Source organism: Nocardioides sp. R-C-SC26, from assembly GCF_021246465.1.
GTDB lineage: Bacteria > Actinomycetota > Actinomycetes > Propionibacteriales > Nocardioidaceae > Nocardioides.
In genome coordinates, this window is the sequence record NZ_JAHRHK010000004.1 from 91,431 (window position 1) to 108,144 (window position 16,714).

At 70.8% G+C, this 16,714-nt stretch carries 18 protein-coding genes; 9 read left to right on the top strand and 9 right to left on the bottom strand.

Annotated elements, in window-relative coordinates; all coding sequences use genetic code 11:
- Positions 1 to 16: 16 nt before the first annotated feature.
- Positions 17 to 595: a nucleosidase gene (locus tag KSO97_RS05160; protein WP_232676913.1), complete on the bottom strand. Its 579-nt coding sequence runs from the start codon at positions 593 to 595 to the stop codon at positions 17 to 19.
- A gap of 65 nt (positions 596 to 660) precedes the next feature.
- On the opposite strand from KSO97_RS05160, the gene KSO97_RS05165 reads away from it, so the two are divergent.
- The 3 genes from KSO97_RS05165 (at position 661) to KSO97_RS05175 (ending at position 3,505) form a co-directional block, all read left to right on the top strand.
- Positions 661 to 2,100 (top strand): LVIVD repeat-containing protein, encoded by a 1,440-nt coding sequence (locus tag KSO97_RS05165; RefSeq protein WP_232676914.1) that lies wholly within the window; start codon positions 661 to 663, stop codon positions 2,098 to 2,100.
- 41 nt (positions 2,101 to 2,141) lie between these two features.
- Positions 2,142 to 2,903, top strand: coding sequence for an isocitrate lyase/phosphoenolpyruvate mutase family protein (locus tag KSO97_RS05170; protein WP_232676915.1), 762 nt, complete (start codon positions 2,142 to 2,144; stop codon positions 2,901 to 2,903).
- A gap of 107 nt (positions 2,904 to 3,010) precedes the next feature.
- Entirely contained in the window at positions 3,011 to 3,505 is a 495-nt protein-coding gene (locus KSO97_RS05175; RefSeq protein ID WP_232677125.1) for a LysR family transcriptional regulator substrate-binding protein, read from the top strand.
- A 13-nt stretch (positions 3,506 to 3,518) separates the two neighbouring features.
- Here KSO97_RS05175 and KSO97_RS05180 read toward each other — a convergent pair whose 3' ends face one another.
- Both KSO97_RS05180 and KSO97_RS05185 read right to left on the bottom strand, forming a co-directional pair.
- Positions 3,519 to 4,955, bottom strand: coding sequence for a GuaB1 family IMP dehydrogenase-related protein (locus tag KSO97_RS05180; protein ID WP_232676916.1), 1,437 nt, complete (start codon positions 4,953 to 4,955; stop codon positions 3,519 to 3,521).
- Positions 4,956 to 5,022: 67 nt separating this feature from the next.
- Positions 5,023 to 5,421, bottom strand: coding sequence for an SRPBCC family protein (locus KSO97_RS05185; RefSeq protein WP_232676917.1), 399 nt, complete (start codon positions 5,419 to 5,421; stop codon positions 5,023 to 5,025).
- A gap of 119 nt (positions 5,422 to 5,540) precedes the next feature.
- Between KSO97_RS05185 and galK the strand changes: the two genes are divergently transcribed.
- A complete protein-coding gene (gene galK / locus KSO97_RS05190) occupies positions 5,541 to 6,665 on the top strand; it encodes a galactokinase (protein ID WP_232676918.1) in 1,125 nt (374 codons plus the stop codon).
- A 20-nt stretch (positions 6,666 to 6,685) separates the two neighbouring features.
- On the opposite strand, the gene KSO97_RS05195 is transcribed toward galK, so the two are convergent.
- Both KSO97_RS05195 and KSO97_RS05200 read right to left on the bottom strand, forming a co-directional pair.
- Complete coding sequence (locus KSO97_RS05195; protein ID WP_232676919.1) at positions 6,686 to 7,900, bottom strand: acyl-CoA dehydrogenase family protein; 1,215 nt, start codon at positions 7,898 to 7,900, stop codon at positions 6,686 to 6,688.
- The gene (locus tag KSO97_RS05200; RefSeq protein ID WP_232676920.1) at positions 7,900 to 9,264 is read right to left on the bottom strand and encodes an acyl-CoA dehydrogenase family protein; all 1,365 of its coding nucleotides are present in this window, start codon (positions 9,262 to 9,264) and stop codon (positions 7,900 to 7,902) included. The genes KSO97_RS05195 and KSO97_RS05200 overlap by 1 nt, the downstream gene beginning before the upstream one ends.
- 95 nt (positions 9,265 to 9,359) lie before the next feature.
- Between KSO97_RS05200 and KSO97_RS05205 the strand changes: the two genes are divergently transcribed.
- On the top strand, positions 9,360 to 9,953 hold the full coding sequence (locus KSO97_RS05205) for a peptide deformylase (protein ID WP_232676921.1): 594 nt from the start codon (positions 9,360 to 9,362) through the stop codon (positions 9,951 to 9,953).
- Between the two features lie 33 nt (positions 9,954 to 9,986).
- Here the strand turns inward: KSO97_RS05205 and KSO97_RS05210 are convergent, their stop codons facing one another.
- Positions 9,987 to 10,790, bottom strand: a complete 804-nt coding sequence (locus KSO97_RS05210) for an RNA methyltransferase (protein WP_232676922.1) — start codon at positions 10,788 to 10,790, stop codon at positions 9,987 to 9,989.
- Between the two features lie 13 nt (positions 10,791 to 10,803).
- Positions 10,804 to 12,054: a uroporphyrinogen-III C-methyltransferase gene (cobA, locus tag KSO97_RS05215; RefSeq protein WP_232676923.1), complete on the bottom strand. Its 1,251-nt coding sequence runs from the start codon at positions 12,052 to 12,054 to the stop codon at positions 10,804 to 10,806.
- Positions 12,055 to 12,098: 44 nt separating this feature from the next.
- Here cobA and KSO97_RS05220 point away from each other — a divergent pair, with 44 nt between their 5' ends.
- Positions 12,099 to 12,623, top strand: coding sequence for a YbhB/YbcL family Raf kinase inhibitor-like protein (locus KSO97_RS05220; protein ID WP_232676924.1), 525 nt, complete (start codon positions 12,099 to 12,101; stop codon positions 12,621 to 12,623).
- Here the strand turns inward: KSO97_RS05220 and KSO97_RS05225 are convergent, their stop codons facing one another.
- Positions 12,624 to 13,445 carry an alpha/beta fold hydrolase gene (locus KSO97_RS05225; protein WP_232676925.1) on the bottom strand — a complete coding sequence of 274 codons (822 nt, stop codon included), beginning with the start codon at positions 13,443 to 13,445 and terminating at the stop codon, positions 12,624 to 12,626.
- Positions 13,442 to 14,515, bottom strand: a complete 1,074-nt coding sequence (locus tag KSO97_RS05230; protein WP_232676926.1) for a PP2C family protein-serine/threonine phosphatase — start codon at positions 14,513 to 14,515, stop codon at positions 13,442 to 13,444. Before KSO97_RS05230 ends, KSO97_RS05225 begins: the two co-directional genes overlap by 4 nt.
- A 137-nt stretch (positions 14,516 to 14,652) precedes the next feature.
- On the opposite strand from KSO97_RS05230, the gene KSO97_RS05235 reads away from it, so the two are divergent.
- The 3 genes from KSO97_RS05235 to KSO97_RS05245 all read left to right on the top strand — a co-directional run bounded on the left by KSO97_RS05235 (position 14,653) and on the right by KSO97_RS05245 (position 16,635).
- Positions 14,653 to 15,606, top strand: a complete 954-nt coding sequence (locus KSO97_RS05235; RefSeq protein ID WP_232676927.1) for an alpha/beta hydrolase — start codon at positions 14,653 to 14,655, stop codon at positions 15,604 to 15,606.
- A gap of 41 nt (positions 15,607 to 15,647) precedes the next feature.
- Positions 15,648 to 16,031, top strand: coding sequence for a hypothetical protein (locus tag KSO97_RS05240; RefSeq protein WP_232676928.1), 384 nt, complete (start codon positions 15,648 to 15,650; stop codon positions 16,029 to 16,031).
- 73 nt (positions 16,032 to 16,104) lie between these two features.
- Entirely contained in the window at positions 16,105 to 16,635 is a 531-nt protein-coding gene (locus KSO97_RS05245; RefSeq protein WP_232676930.1) for an RDD family protein, read from the top strand.
- Positions 16,636 to 16,714: the final 79 nt, after the last annotated feature.

A 16,714-nucleotide genomic window follows, 5' to 3' on the forward strand; every position in this document is an offset into this window, starting at 1 on the left:
CGGCCTGGATCCACGCTCAGTCCACGTGGGCGCGCAGCCACTCCCCCAGGACGACGGCGCTCGCGGCCACCACGTCGGGCCATTCCCACGCCGTCTCGTCGGCGTTGTCGGAGACATGCTTGACCAGCGTCACGCGCGCACCGAAGGACGCCGCCGCCAGCGCGACGGCGTAGCCCTCCATGTCGACGAGCTGAGCTGTCTCAGCGAGGCGCTCACGAACGAGCGGGTCGGCCACGAACACATCGCCGCTGGCCAACGTCACGGTGGGGTCCCCGTCGACGTCCAAGCGCTCGCGGGGGTCGTAGCCGAGCGACCGGATCGCCTCGGCGTTGACGTCGTGATTCAGCACGACCCCCGGCAGGTGGAGCCCTGCGACTCCGTCACGCAATGCGCCGGCGGTGCCGATGTTGAGAACGCGAACGCCTGAGGGATCAGGGTGCGCCGCGAGCGCGCGCGTCACGGCGATCGCCGCCGTGGTCTTGCCGATCCCGGTGATGACCACCGGCAGGTGAGGCGGCGCGTGGGCGGCCTCAGCGCGTGTGGCCGCGACGATCAGGATCGACGAGGTCTCCGGCACGGGCTCGGTCATCGGCATGGACGCAGCCTGGCAGGCCGCACCCCGTAACCAAGCAGCCGATCGCGGGTTGTCCGGGCATGGGTATGAGCAGGGTCACACCGCACCATCGTCATCTTCTGGTGGCCGTCGCCGCGATCGCGCTCACGCTCGGCGTGTTCGCCCTCCCCGGCGTCGACGCGAGCGCGCCCGCTGCTCCGGTCCGCGCGACCCCGCCGGCCACCTGCGGGCCTGGCTCGCTGCCGGAGACCGGCATGCAGGGCCGCGTGCCGACGGCCGATCACGAGAGCGGTCGGGCTGCGAGGGGTTACCGGTGCAACACCCGGTTGATCTCCCACCGGTCAGGCACGGGGGGCTTCAAGGTCTTCCGGTACACCGACCGCTCGGGCCGCACCTGCGCGTACTACGACTCCACCCGGTTCTTCCCCACCGACCTGGCGATGCAGATGCGGACCGGCTTCGGCGTCATCGTGCTCGACATGTCACGCCCGTCGCGGCCGCGGGTCACCACGACGCTGACCAGCGCGGCCATGCTGAGCCCGCACGAGTCGCTGCTCGTGCATCCAGGCCGCGGGCTGCTCGCCGGCGTGCTCGGCAACGCGTTCGCCAACGTGGGCATCCTCGATCTCTACGATATCGGCACCGACTGCCGGCGACCCCGATTGCTCTCGACCACCCACAGCGCACTGCTCGGTCATGAGTCGGGCTGGTCCCCCGACGGGCGAACGCTCTACGCCAGCAGCTCGGGGGGACAGTCACTCACCGCGATCGACGTCAGCGACCCGCGCCGCCCGCGCAAGGTCCTCGAGACCTACGGCGTGAACTACCACGGCCTGCGACTCTCTCCCGACGGCCGCACGCTCTACGCCGCCAACATCAGCAACAAGTTCACCGGCCCCGCCCTACCGGGCGAAGGTCTCCGCATCCTCGACGTCAGTTCGATCCAGGACCGAGCACGTCGGCCTGAGTTCAAGACCGTCTCCGACCTGGTCTGGCCCGAACGCTCCATCCCCCAGGTCGCTCAGCCGTTCACGCGCAACGGGCGTGCCTATGTGCTCCAGGTCGACGAGTTCTCGACCGTCGGCGCCGACCGTCCGGAGAACTGGCGGGTCGGCGCCGCGCGGATCATCGACGTCGAGGACGCGGACCGCCCTGCCGTCGTCTCCAACCTCAGACTGGACGTGCACCAACCCACCGGACGGCGAGCGAGCATCGGCGATCCCGGCGCCACCAATCCGTTCGGCGGCTACACCGCGCACTACTGCTCGCTGCCCTATCAGAAGAACCCGCGCCTGGCCGCGTGCTCGATGATCGGCTCGGGCCTGCGCGTCTTCGACATCAGCGACCTGCGCCGACCGCGCGAAGTCGCCTACTTCAATGCACCGGTGGCCGGCGAGGGCTCGTCGGTCATGGCGCAGCCGGCGTGGGACGTCGCGGGGCGGGCGATCTGGTTCACCGACACCGCCACCGGCTTCTACGCCGTCCGGCTCACCAACGGTGTCGGCCGACTGCTCGCGCGCACCTGAGGGTGACGGGGTAGGCGACGACCCGTGGCATGCTCGACGACATGACAGCGACCGCAGCAAGCGAGCTCCTCCGACTGCACCGCGACCCCGCACTCCTCACGGTGGTGAACGTGTGGGACGCCATCTCGGCCCAGGTGGTGGCCGACATCCCGGGCACCACGGCGCTGGCCACCGCGAGCCACTCGATCGCCGCCTCCCGCGGCTACGAGGACGGAGAGAACATCCCCGTCGAGGAGATGATCGAGGAGGTCCGGCGGATCGTCGTCGCGACGACCCTCCCGGTCACCGCCGATCTCGAGGGCGGCTACGGCGACGCTGCCGAGACGGTCCGTCGCGCGATCGGCGTCGGGGTGGTCGGAGCCAACATCGAGGATCAGATGAAGCCGCTCGACCAGGCGGCTGCGCAGGTCGAGGCGATCATGAGCGCCGCGGCGGCGGAGGGTGTGCCCGACTTCGTGCTCAACGCGCGCACCGATGCCTTCGTCAAGGGTGTCGACAACGCGTTGGAGGAGGCCGTCGCCCGCGGCAAGGCGTTCCTCGAGGCAGGTGCACCGGTGGTCTTCGTGCCCGCCAAGCTCGGCGAGGAGCAGGTCGCCACGCTGGTCGACGCCTTCGGCCCGCAGCGGCTGACCACCATCGGTCTGCCGGGCACGCCCTCTCTGGCGCGGTTGCAGGAGCTGGGCGTCGCGCGGGTCTCCTACGGACCGATGTCCCAGCGCGTCGCACTGACGGCGTTGGCCGAGCTCGTGGAGGCTGTGCACGAGGGCGGCGGCGTGCCCGACTCGATGCGGCCGCTCAACTGAACGCGTCCGGCGCCGCCCCCTGCCTGAGGGTCGGCTTCGTCACCGGCGCCACCCCTGACAAGTGGGCTCGCGCCTGGCGCGACCAGCGGCGTGGGCCCTTGGAGTTGGTGCCGCTCGATGACGTCGATCTGGTCGACGGCGTGCGCGACGGGACGCTCGACATGGCCATCGTCCGGCTTCCCGTCGAACTCGACGGCGCCCACTCCGTGCGGCTCTACGAAGAACTGCCCGTCGTGATCGCCTCGCACGAGCACCTGATCGCGGCGACCGACGAGGCTGACGAGATCAGTGTGGACGACCTCGCCGAGGAGCAGCTCGTCCTCCCCCACACCTCGGGCTGGACTCCCCGGGTGGATCAGCTCGTCTGGCCCGCGATGAGCCCGGCCACGGCCATCGAGACCGTCGCAGCGGGCACCGGCGTGGCCATCGTGCCGATGTCGGTGGCTCGCCTCCACGCCCGCAAGGACGTCGTGTGGCGCGTCGTGGGCGACCTGGAGCCGACTACCGTCGCCCTGGTGTGGCTGCGCGACCGCGACGACCACGTGACGCAGGCCTTCGTCGGCGTCGTCCGCGGCCGGACCGGTCGGTCCTCGCGGGACTGAGGTCGACCCGGCCTCACCAGCTCGTCGCGAGCGGCCGGCCCTCGTGGTACCCGGCTGCCGACTGGACCCCGACGATCGCGCGCTCGTGGAGCTCGGCGAGCGACGTCGCCCCGGCGTAGGTGCAGGCGGACCGCACGCCGGAGCAGATCTGGTCGATGAGGTCCTCCACGCCGGGCCGCGCCGGATCGAGATACATCCGGGAGGACGAGATTCCCTCCTCGTACAGACCTTTGCGCGCCCGGTCGTAGGCCGACTCGCCCGACGTGCGATGGGCGACCGCGCGGGCCGAGGCCATCCCGAAGGACACCTTGTAGGCGCGGCCCTCCGAGTCGAGGGCGAGATCGCCCGGCGACTCGTGGGTGCCGGCGAACCAGGACCCGATCATCACCGACGCAGCACCTGCGGCCAGGGCCAGCGCGACGTCGCGGGGGTGCCGTACTCCGCCATCCGCCCAGACGTGGCCACCGAGGTCACGTGCGGCCCGGGCGCACTCGAGGACGGCGGAGAACTGCGGCCGGCCGACGCCGGTCATCATGCGGGTCGTGCACATCGCGCCGGGACCGACACCGACCTTGACGATGTCCGCGCCGGCCTCGATGAGCGCCCTCGTGCCGTCGGCGGAGACGACGTTCCCGGCCGCCACGGGCACCTGCGGGTCCAACGACCGGACGGCGTGGAGCGCGTCGATCATCCGACTCTGATGGCCGTGGGCGGTGTCGACGACCAAGCAGTCGACGCCGGCGTCGATCAGCGCCGACGCCTTGGCGGCGACGTCGCCGTTCACGCCGACCGCAGCGGCGATCCGCAGGCCGCCCCGCGCGTCGACCGCCGGGGTGTAGAGCGTGGCGCGCAGGGCCGCCGTCCGGGTCAGCACTCCGAGCAGCAGGCCGCCCGCGTCCACCGCCACCGCCAGCGGTGCCCGGGCCGTGTCGAGCAGATCGAAGGCCGTCCGCGGATCGACATCGGCATCGATCACGACGGCCGGGGCGCGCATCAGGTCGCCGACCTGGGCGAAGCGGTCGACCTCGCGGCAGTCCGCCTCGGAGACGAGGCCCACCGGTCGTCCCTCGGCGACGACCACGGCCGCGCGGTGCGCGCGCTTGGGCATGAGCGCCAAGGCCTCGGCGACGGTCTGGTCGGGTCGCAACGTGATCGAGGTGTCGAACACCAGGTGCCGTGACTTCACGAAGCCCACCACCTCGCGCACGACCTCGGCCGGGATGTCCTGCGGGATCACCGTGATCGCGCCCCGACGCGCGACGGTCTCTGCCATCCGCTTGCCGGCGATCGCCGTCATATTCGACACGACGAGGGGCAACGTCGCGCCGGTGCCGTCGGTCGTGGCGAGATCGACGTCGTAGCGGCTCGCGACATCACTGTGCCCCGGCACCATGAAGACATCGTCGTAGGTCAGGTCGTGCGGGGGCCGGACGTCGCTGAGGAAGTGCACGCACCGACCCTACGGCCGTCGTGTCAACGCCCGATCGCGAGCACGGGTCCTCCAGTGCCGCCCGGTGTCAGTGCTGCGTGCGCTCGACGAGATCGCGGAGCCGCTCCAGATCCTCCTGCACCATCGCGACGTCCCGCTCGAAGTCGGCGTCGCTGAGATCCAGCTGGCGGATCGTGAAGACGACCTCCGATCCACGCGGATGTGCGAGCACCCGCAGCGGATTGTTCACCGTCACCCCCGACGGGAGGGTGACGTCGTGGTCGAGGACGCCGTAGTCGTTGCGGGCGGCGAACCGCACCGTGACCTCGCCCATCGGCGACTGGACGCCGAACACCTCGCCGTCCCAGACGACGTCGGACTGCGCGAGACCGGCCGCCCAGCGTGGCAGGTACGCCGGATCACCGGCGATGTCGTAGGCGCGCTGCGGCGGCGCGTCGATCACGACACTGACGTGGGTGCTCCTCATGCCGCCACCCTGCCACCTCCACCGCCGCCGTGGCGCCGGGCCGCCGCGTCAGAGGTCGCGCGGAGAGGGGCGCCCGGCCGACATCTGCCCTCTTCGCGCGATCTCGTAGCCTCGGCGCGATGGAGAGCACGGCGCGAGCCCCCGGACGCGTGAACCTGATCGGCGAGCACACCGACTACAACGGCGGCCTCTGCCTGCCGATCGCCATCCCCGCCGGCACCACCGCGCACGCCCGGCCTCGCCCCGACGGTCGCTACCGGGTCTCGTCCACCATGCCGGGAGCCGAGCCGTGGGAGGGATCACTGGACGACGCGGCACCCGGGCGCATCGACGGTTGGGCGGCCTACGCCGCAGGCACGCTCTGGGCGCTGCGCGAGCTCGACGTCGCGGTCCCCGCCCTGGAGATCGCGGTCGACGCGGACGTGCCACCGGGCTCCGGTCTGTCCAGCTCGGCATCGCTCGAAGCAGCCGTCGCCGTCGCTGCGACCGTCGGCCGCGTCCCCCTCGACGTCCTGGTGAGTGCGTGCCGCCTCGCCGAGAACGACGTCGTCGGCGCCCCGACCGGTGGACTCGACCAGACAGCCGTCCTGCACGCCCGCGTCGGCCACGCGCTGCTGGTCGACTTCGCGAACGGAGACGAGCCCGCCATCTCCGAGGTCGCGTTCGACCCCGCGGACGCCGGCCTCGACCTGGTCGTCATCGACACCCGTGTCCGTCACGCCCATGCCGATGGCGGCTACGGAGATCGGCGAGCCGAGTGTGAGCGCGCAGCGCACATCCTCCAGGCCCGGCCGTTGGGTGCTCTCACGACCGGGGAGCTCGCCTCGCGGGACACCGGCGCGCAGCACCTCGACGGCGTCGCCCGGCGACGCGCCCGCCACGTCGTCCGGGAGGTCGAGCGGGTCCGCGACGCCGTCGACACGCTCGCACACCATGACTGGGCGGCCTTCGGTCTCCTGATGACCGCGTCGCACCACTCTCTGCGGGACGACTTCGAGGTCTCGTGCGACGAGCTCGACGTCGCCGTCGACGCCGCACTCGCTGCCGGAGCACTCGGCGCCCGGATGACCGGGGGCGGCTTCGGCGGCTGCGCGATCGCGCTGGTCCCCCGCGACCACACGCCGAGGCTGCGGCGAGCGATCTCCGGGGCGTTCGCGGCCCGGACATGGCAGCGGCCGGACTTCCGTCGAGGAAGCCCGGCCGCTGGCGCTCGCCTGATCAGCGGCGACGACCAGGTGCGCTGATCACCGCCGGTCGGCAGGCGTCACTTGAGCTCGGCGCTGGAGAGGCCGAGGATCCGGCGCGCCACGATCAGCTGCTGGATCTGCTGAGTGCCCTCGAAGATGTCGAGGATCTTGGAGTCTCGCGACCACTTCTCGAGCAGCTCGTTCTCGCTGTAGCCGAGCGAACCGGCCAGCTCCACGCACGAGAGCGTGATGTCGGAGCCCACGCGCCCCGCCTTCGCCTTGGCCATCGAGGCCTCCAACGAGTTCGGCTGACGGTTGTCGGCCATCCAGGCAGCCTGCAGCATCAACAGCCTCGCGCCCTCGAGGTCTGCCTCCATCTGGAGGAACTTCGCCGCAGCCGCGGACTGGTTGATCGCCGGACGGTCGTAGTCGACGACCACGCCCGCCTGCTCCAACAGGTCTCGCGTGAGGTCGAGCGAGGCCCTCGCGCAGCCGACGGCCATCGAGGCCACCAGCGGACGGGTGTTGTCGAAGGTGGCCATCGCACCGGCGAAGCCCTGCTTCACGTCGACCTCGGGTGAACCGAGCAGGTTCTCGGCCGGCACCCGGCAGTCGGTGAAGGTGATCACCGCGGTGTCGGAGGCGCGGATGCCGAGCTTGTGCTCGAGTCTCTCCACCTTCATGCCCGGGGTGCCCTTCTGGACGACGAAGGACTTGATCGCCGCGCGTCCCAAGGACTTGTCGAGAGTGGCCCACACGACGACGGAGTCGGCGCGCTCGCCGGAGGTCACGTAGATCTTTTCGCCGTTGATGACGTACTCGTCGCCGTCCTTCACCGCGGTGGTCGAGATGTTCGCGGAGTCCGACCCGACGCCTGGCTCGGTGATCGCCATGGCCGCCCACGTGCCCTCGAAACGCTTGAGCTGCTCGTCGTTGGCGACCGAGGCGATCGCGGAGTTCCCCAGGCCCTGTCGCGGCATGGACAGCAACAGCCCGACGTCGCCCCAGCACATCTCCGCGATCGACATGACCGAGGCGAGGTTCGACCCGTTCTTGACGGACTTGTCGTCGCCGGACTCCTCGCGGCGGACGCCGGCGGCGCCGGCACCCTCGCTGGCCCCGGACTCCGACAGGCCGTCGATCATCGCCGCGAGCATGTCGAGTTCCTTGGGGTACTCGTGCTCGGCCTGGTCGTACTTGCGGGAGATCGGGCGGAGCATGTTCATCGCGACCTGGTGAGCCTGGTCGCGCAGCGCGCCGAACTTCTTCGGGTCATCGAGGTTGATGGCCATCAGACGAGCACCGTTCCTTCCATGATGCCGACGGCACGCAGGTCGCGGTACCACCGCTCGACCGGGTGCTCCTTGACGAAGCCGTGGCCACCGAGCAGCTGGACGCCGTCGAGGCCGATCTGCATGCCCTTTTCGGCACACAGCTTGCGGGCGAGCGCCACCTCGCGGGAGAAGTCCTTGCCCGCAGCGGCACGCGATGCCGCCTTGTACGTGAGCAGGCGCATCGCCTGCAGCTCGATCGCGATGTTGGCGACCATGAACGCCACCGACTGGCGGTGCGCGATCGGTTCACCGAAGGCCTCGCGCGTCTTGACGTAGGGGGTCACGTAGTCGAGCACGGCCTGACCGGTGCCGACAGCGAGGGCGCACCAGGCGAGGCGGGAGAGCCGGACGCACTCGGCGTACGTCGTGCCGTCGGTGGCGCCCAGCACGGCGTCCGATCCCACGGTGACGTCGGTCAGGGTCAGCGTGGAGAGCGAGGCCGCCCGCACGCCCATGCCGGGGTCGCCCTCGATGGCCAGACCCTGCGTGGAGGACTCGACCAGGAAGAGCACCGGCTTGCCCTCGAGCGTCGCGCCGACGACGAACAACTCGGCCTCAGCGCCCCGGACGACCGCGGACTTGACGCCGTTCAGCACATACCCCCCGGCCGTCTTGGTCGCGGTCGTGCTCGGCGAGAGGACGTCGAACAGCACGCTCGGCTCGTTCAGGGCGAGTGCGGCGGCCGGTACGTCGGAGTCGGAGAAGGCGGGCAGATACGTCTGCTGCTGCGCCTCGGTGCCCCACAGCCCGAGCGCGGTCGCGACCGAACCGGGCGCGAGCACCGCGACGGCCAGGCCCATGTCGCCCTTGGCGAGGGCCTCGGCGACCAAGGTGCCGGCCATCGCACTGCGCTCCTCGGAGATGCCGCCGAGCGCCTCGGGGATCCCCAGGATCGGGATGCCGATCTCCAGGCTGGCCTTGAGCACGGCCTCGGGGGCCAGGCACGTCTCGTTCGCCTCGGCGGCCGCGGGCACGAGGACCTCCGCGGCGTACTCGCCGACGACGTCGACGAGCATCTGCTCGTCCTCACTCGGTGTGAGGTCGAAGACGCCGGGGCGCGGAGCGTCGGCCGGGCGCGCGCCGGCCTTGTCCTTGCTGCCCGCCTTCGCGAACGTCCGGCTGGCGGCCGTCATCGTCTTGAACCCGTTGCGGGTGACGGTGAAGACGGCCTGCTCGGCGGGCTTGCGGAGCTTGACGCGGTCGAGGATGTCGCTCTGGGCGAGACGGTTGAGACCGGCCACGAGGTAGCCGATCGGATCGCTCGACTCCGAGCGCGGAACGCCGTTGCGGCCACCCGGCTTGAGGCTGTTGATCAGGGACATGGGAATAATGTAACTCGGAGTTACACTCGGCGCTACACCAACCGTCGTGGGCGCGGTCACACGCCGAGGGTCACGCCTCAGTAGGCTTCTCGACCATGTCGGACGACGCCCCTCTCGCCCCGCACGGACCACTTCCCACCGGCGGCACCACCAGGCCGATCACCCGCTGGGGAACCCCGGTCATGCATCGTCCGCAGCAGCTCGTCACCGTCTTCGACGACGCCCTGCGGGCCCTCGCCGCCGACATGGTCGCCACCATGTACGCCGCCGACGGCGTCGGACTGGCCGGGTGCCAGATCGGTGAGGACGTGGCGATCTTCGTGTTCGACTGCCCCGACGAGTCCGGGCGGCGCACGGTGGGCGTGGTCTGCAACCCGGTGCTGACCCTCCCCGAGGGCAAGGAGCGCGAGCTCGACGAGGACCAGGAGGGCTGCCTGTCCTTCCCTGGTGCCTTCCACGAGCTGGCCAGGCCCGACTTCGCGACCGTCTCCGGTCCCGGACTGGACGGCGAGCCGGTCACCTTCGCCGGGGACGGCCTGCTCGCTCGCTGCCTGCAGCACGAGACCGATCACACCCTCGGCACCGTGTTCGGCGACCGGCTCGCGACGAAGGCTCGCAAGAAGCTCGACAAGCTCCAGGCCAAGGTCGCCGACGACTACGCCCCGACGTGGCCCGCCGACGCGACCTAGCAGCCACGATCGCCTCCCCGACGCGCCGATGCGTCAGCGCCGCGCCGTGACGTAGCACGCGACGGCCGCTGCCGCCGCTACGTTGAGCGAGTCCACACCCGCGCTCATCGGGATGATCGCCCGCCGGTCAGCGCTCTCCTGCCAGTGCGCGGAGAGACCGTTGCCCTCGGCGCCCATCACCAGCGCCACGCGGTCCAGGCCTTCCACCGCCTGGTCGAGCTCGATCGCGTCGTCGGCCAGGGTCAGGGCGACGGTGGTGAAGCCGGACGCCGAGAGCGTCGGAAGGGCGTCTCGCCAGTGCTCCAGGCGTGTCCACGGCAGCGCGAAGACCGTGCCCATCGCCACCTTGACCGAGCGACGGTAGAGCGGATCGGCGCAACGAGGCGCGAGCAGGACGGCGTCGAACCCCAAGGCGGCAGCGCAGCGGAACATCGCACCCACGTTGGTGTGGTCGACGATCTCCTCCATCACCAGGACCGAGCGAGCGTCGGCGAGGACGTCGTCCACGCTCGGCAGTGCGCGCCGGTGGAATGAGGCCAACGCGCCGCGATGGAGGTGGAAGCCGATGATCTGCTCGACCATGGCGTCCGGGACGACGAAGCAGGGGGCGGCGCTCGCCTCCACCACATCGGCCAGGCCGTCGAGCCAGCGCGGTGCCATCAGGAACGAGCGCGCTGCATACCCGGCCGCGACGGCGCGGCGCACCACCTTCTCCCCCTCGGCGAGGAAGAGTCCGTGCTCGGTCTCGACGTGCTTGCGCAAGGAGACGTCGCGCAGGTCGCGGTAATCCGCCAACCGAGGGTCGTCGGGGTCGGCGATCTCGATCAGCTCCGCCATGCCGTGCAGTTCCTCAGGCGTTCTCGGCGCCGGCGGGCATGCCGCCGAAGTGGTGGGGGTGGGCGACCGCCACGACGTCGCCGACGACGATGATCGCGGGAGGCTGGACTCCCTCCCGCTCGATCGTCGCGGCGACGTCGCCGAGAGTGCACAGCACCACCCGCTCGGTCGGCATCGAGCCGTCGCACACGAAGGCGACCGGGGTGTCGGCGGGCCGGCCACCCTCCACCAACGCAGCCGCGATCTGCGGACCGTGCTCGACCGCCATCATCAGCAGGATCGTGCCGCGCATGCGCGCAAGCGCACCCCAATCGACCAGCGAGCGCTCGTTGCCCGGCGCGAGGTGCCCCGAGACGACGGTGAACTCGTGCGTCACGCCGCGGTGGGTGACGGGGATCCCCGCGATACCGGGTACCGCGATCGGCGTGCTGATGCCGGGGATCACCGTGACCGGGACACCGGCGGCACGGCAGGCCAGAACCTCTTCGTAGCCACGGCCGTAGACGAAGGAGTCGCCACCCTTGAAGCGCACGACCCGACGGCCCGCGAGCGCCTGCTCGACGATGATCCGGTTGATCTCCTCCTGCTGGGCCGATCGACCGCGCGGGAGCTTGGCGACGTCGTACACCTCGACGTCCGGCGGCAGGTCGCCGATGGCCTCACGGGGAGCCAGTCGGTCGGCTACGACGACGTCGGCCTCCATCAGGGCACGACGTCCGGCGATGGTGAGCAGCTCGGGGTGGCCCGGGCCACCACCGACGAGCGTGACGCCCGGCACCCTCACCGGCGCCTCCGTACGGCCCAGGCGCCCGTCGCGCAGCCCCTCGAGGATCTCATCGCGCAGCGCCGACGTGCGGCGCGGCTCACGCCGACCCAGGACCGCCACGGTGACGCCGTCCGAGTGACCGGTCGCGGGCGTCCAGGCCGAGCCGGAGTAGCCGTCGTCGCTGCGCACGCAGAACACGCGTCGCTCCTCGGCCGACATGGCGACCCGTTCGTTGACCGAGACGTCGTCGGTCGCCGCGATGACGTACCACGCGCCGTCCAGATCGTCGTCGGCGAACTCCCGCGACTGCCACGTCACCTCGCCCGCCCCGACGAAACCCTCGACCGCCGGCGTCACGGTCGGCGCCACGACGACGATCTCGGCGCGCGCCGCGATGAGCGCGGGGATGCGGCGCTGCGCGACCTGCCCACCGCCGACGACGACCACCCGACGTCCCTCGAGGCGCAGACCGACCGGGTACACGGGGTTCTCGCTCACGAGGGGGATCCTCCCAGGCCTGCTCCTTCGTTAACGTGGCAGGCATGGCTCTCGAACGCCCGATCTCCCCCAATCCCTACGACCTGCTGGCGCCGGTGCCGTCCTTCGACGTCACCAGTGCCGACGTGACCGACGGCGCTCCCCTCAAGGACGACCAGGTCGCAGCGCTCGGTGACACCTCGCCGCAGCTGTCCTGGGACGCCGTGGAGGGCGCCCAGAGCTACGTGGTCACCTGCTTCGACCCCGATGCCCCGACACCATCCGGGTTCTGGCACTGGGTGCTGGTCGACCTGCCCGCCGACGTCACCTCGCTGGACACCGGCGCCGGCGCCGAAGGTGCCGAGCTGCCCGGCAACGCGTTCATGTGCCGCAACGACGGCGGCTCGAAGGCGTTCATGGGCGCAGCGCCACCCGAGGGCGACCAGGTGCACCGCTACTTCTTCGTCGTCCACGCGGTCAAGGTGCCCGAGCTGGGCGTGGACTCCGACGCCTCGGCAGCCGTGGTCTCGTTCAACCTGGCGTTCAAGACGCTGGCTCGCGGCATGGTGCACGGCACCTACCGGCACTGATCAGGGCGAGACGTCGCGCGGCTCTCCGCACAGGAACGGCACCACCAGCGCGGCGAACCGATCCGGATCGGTGCTGTGCACCCGGTGACCGACGTCGACGAGCTCCAGGTGGGCGTCCGGGATGAGCCGGGCCATCGTCGTCATCGGCGACTGCGGCACGTGACTGCCGGCGCCACCGGCGATCACCAGGGTGGAGGCCCTGATCTGCGGAAGACCCGCCCACCATTGCGGGTCGCGCCGGCCGAAGGCCACGAGGAGGCGGTCGACGGCCGCGACCTGGTAGTGGCGTTGACGGTTCTTCACCCCGGCGGCCAGCGCGTAGGCGGTCAAGGTGGCGTTGCGGCCACGCCAGCGTCGAACCCGGTCCCCGTCGTGTTCGGGCGGGCCGCCCCACGGTGCGGGGAGATCCTCGACCACCAGACGGCGCACGCGATCAGGCTGCTGCATCGCCACCCGCGTGGCGAGGAGCCCGCCGAGCGAGTGCCCGACGAGGTCGACCAGGGGGACGTCGAGACGGTCGAGCAGCGCCACGACGTCCTCGGTCGTCTGCTCGAAGGTGTAAGGACCGCGACGGTCCGTTCCCGCGTGCCCGCGCAGGTCCGGCGCGATCGTACGTCGCCCGCGCTTCGCCAGGGCCGTACCGAGGACGTCCCACGTCGTGCCGGCACCGGTGAGACCGTGCAGAGCGACCACGGGCACGTCGTCCGGTGCTTCGATGGCAGAGTCCGCGCGGTGAACGCGCACGGCCATCGCGAAGTCGCGTGCGTCGGGCGCCCCGACTCCGAGCTGCACCATCGTCGACTCCGGACTCGTTCCGCTCACGTCGTCGTCTCCTCGCGGCTGAGAATCAGCACGGCGCGATCGTCGTCGCCGCGCGGTACGTCACGGATGATGCGTCTGGCTGCGCCGTCGGGTCCCCGGAGCCACGCGCGACGCGCGGTCTCCTGGAGCCAGCGGATGCCGTCGTCGATGTCGACTCCGCGCGACTCGACGACGCCGTCGGTGTAGAAGAGCAGGGCTTGACCGGGCTGCAGGACGCCGACGCTGGCGTGCTCCTCCGGGTGCGCGAGCACCCCGAGCGCGAGCCCTCGCGCGTTGTCGACGACCCAGTCGGCGCCCGGTTCCCAGCGGAGCGCGGGCGGATGGCCGGCGCTGATGATCCTGTACTTGCCCGTGCGGAGGCAGATCGTGACGTGAACGGCGGTCGCGAACGTCTCGTCGCCGTCCTGTCGCAGGAGGAAGGCGTTCGCCGCCTCGATCAATGCCTCTCCCCGCACCGTGCCGATCAGCCCGCCGAGAGCACCGGCCAGGAGCAGGGCAGAAGGCGCCGCCTTCACGCCCTTCCCGACGACGTCGACGAGGACCAAGTCGAGGACCTGCTGCTCCTCGTCGAGGTCGGCCACCATGAAGTCGCCGGCGTAGCCCACGCCGTGAGCGGCTTGCATCGCGCTCTGACTGTGCCATCCGAGCGGGAGAACGGGCACCGCGCCTTGGGCGTTGAGCCGATCACGCAGATCTGCCAGCAGGGCGCCGCTGAGGGGGCTCGGCAGTCCGCTGCGCTGTCGACCGGCCATGAAGACGACCAGTGCCCCGTTGAGGCAGAACATCGCCACGGCGGCGATCCGGTACCCAGCGAGGGGACCCTGGTTGGTCATCGCGGCGATGCCGCAGGCCACCACCAGGACGACGTGAATCACGAGGGGACGGAATCGCAGCAGCTGCGCGCCGATCACCTGCCAGAGGAAGAAGCCGGCCAGAGGGAAGAGCTCGTACTGCTCCCAGGAGAGCGCGGTCGTCGCGAGCACCCCGGCCGCGAGCAGGCCGAGCACGACGAGTTGGCTCCTCCGGGTTCCCGAGCGCCAACCGTCGGTGAGCGAACGCAACCACGGCACCGACTGAACCTACCGAGCCACGCATCCGTGCGCGGGCGAACCGTGGATCTGACCCCGAGCGGACGTGCGCTCGCGGCGAGGACCACGTCGGCACGACGATCAGTCGCTGCACCGGTCGGCACTGCCAGACTGGTGACGTGTCCTCCTTCACGACCGATCTTCTCGGCGAACCCTGGGTGGCGGAGCAGATCACCCTGCCCCCGGACGCGGAGGGGCCCGTCGTCACCACTCTGGTCAGCCGTCGGGCTCCACGACCGAACGGAAGGGCCGTGCTCCACGTCCACGGCTTTACCGACTACTTCTTCCAGGTCGAGTACGCACAGTGGTGGCTGGACCGCGGCTACGACTTCTACGCGGTGGACCTGCGCAAGTACGGGCGCTCCCTGCTCCCGCATCAGTCGCCCACCTACGTCGACGACCTGGCCGCGTACTTCGTCGATCTCGACGTCGTGTGGTGGCGGATCGCGACGCGCGACCGTCACGACTCCATCGCGGTGTCGGCGCACTCGACCGGTGGCCTGACAGCGGCCCTGTGGGCGGACGTCCGTCGGCCGTCGCAGTTGAGTGCGCTCGTGCTGAACGCACCCTGGTTCGACATGCAGGGACCTCCGGTCCTGCGCAGCGCCGGCGCGAACGCGCTCGTCGACCGGGTCGGCCGGCGCACACCGATGCGCGAGATCCCGCGCTCGGTCTCGGGCTTCTACGGCCGGAGCCTGCATCGCGACCACGACGGCGAGTGGGACTTCGACCTCGCATGGAAGCCGATCGAGTCCTTCCCGGTGCGGGTCGGCTGGTTGCGGGCGATCCGGCAGGGCCACCTCCGCCTCCAGGCCGGGCTCGACGTCGACGTCCCGGTTCTCGTGCTGTCCTCCGCGGAGAGCTCGTGGCCGCGGGAGATGGGACCCGAGGTCCACAGCACCGACATCGTGCTCGACGTCGGGCAGATCCGCCGCTGGGCGACCAGCGTCGGGCGCCACGTCACCTACGTCGCCGTCGAGGGAGCGCTCCACGACGTCTTCCTCTCCGAACCCCGTGTGCGCGCACGCGCCCACGCCGAACTCGGCCGATGGCTCGGCGCGTACCTCGAGTGAGAGTCCCCGGCGCGGGACCGGATATGCGCTAGGTTCCCGGCATGAATCCCGTGACGAGCCTCTCACTCGGACGCATCGCCGTCGGTGCCATCGCGATCGCGAAGCCCGACGTCCTTACCGGTCCGCTCGGCATCCGGTCGAACGCGGAGCTTCTCCACCAGTGGTTCGGTCACCGGGAGATCGCGCTCGGTCTGGCGACGCTGGTGAGCAGCGGCTCGTCCCGTCGCAACCTGGTCCTGATCGGCATGGCCGTCGACGCCGCCGACGCCGTGACGGCCTACCAGGGTGTGGAGCAGAAGGCGCTCACCCGCAACGCCGGGCTCGCCTCCGCCGGTGTCGCCGTCAGCGCTGTCGTCTCGGGCCTGCTGGGGCTGCGCGTGAAGAAGAAGCCGTCGCGTCGGGCGCGCAAGAAGGCCGCTGCCTGATCGCGGAACCGGAGTTGCGCGATCTGCGACGAAACAGCCCCGACGACCGACCGAACTACGTCAGGCTGTCGGCATGACCGAGTCCTATCCCCCGCCCCCTCCGCCGCCGGCCCCGGGCCTGCCCCGTCCGGCTGAGCTGCTCGACCGGTTCCTGGCCCGCCTGATCGACGGCCTGATCCTGGCCGTCCCCTTCTTCGTGATCAGCACGATCGGGAACGTGCTGTTCCTGCACGGGTTCCGCTACAGCACCGGCGAGTGGTTCCTCTACTGGATCTTCGTCTCGGCGGTGAACGTCGGGCTCACCATCGGCTACTTCGCCTACCTGGAGTCGAGCCAGGGTGCGACCATCGGCAAGAAGGCACTCAAGCTGCAGGTCACCCGGGCCGACGGCGACGGTCTCATCACCGCTGAGCAGTCGGTGAAGCGAAACTGCTTCTACCTGATCCAGCTCGCCTTCATCGTGCCGTTCGTCGGCACGTTCCTGGGCGGCCTGGCTCAACTGGCCGCCGTGATCATGATCGCGGTGACCATCAGCAACGACACCGTGGGCCGTCGCGGGTGGCACGACCAGCTCGCGGACACCCGCGTCCTCAAGGTCGGCTGAGACTCGACGTCCTCATCCGCGCCGCGTGCGCCGGCGGGCGGGGCCCCCCCCCCCCCCCGGCGGCGGGCGGGGGGGGGCG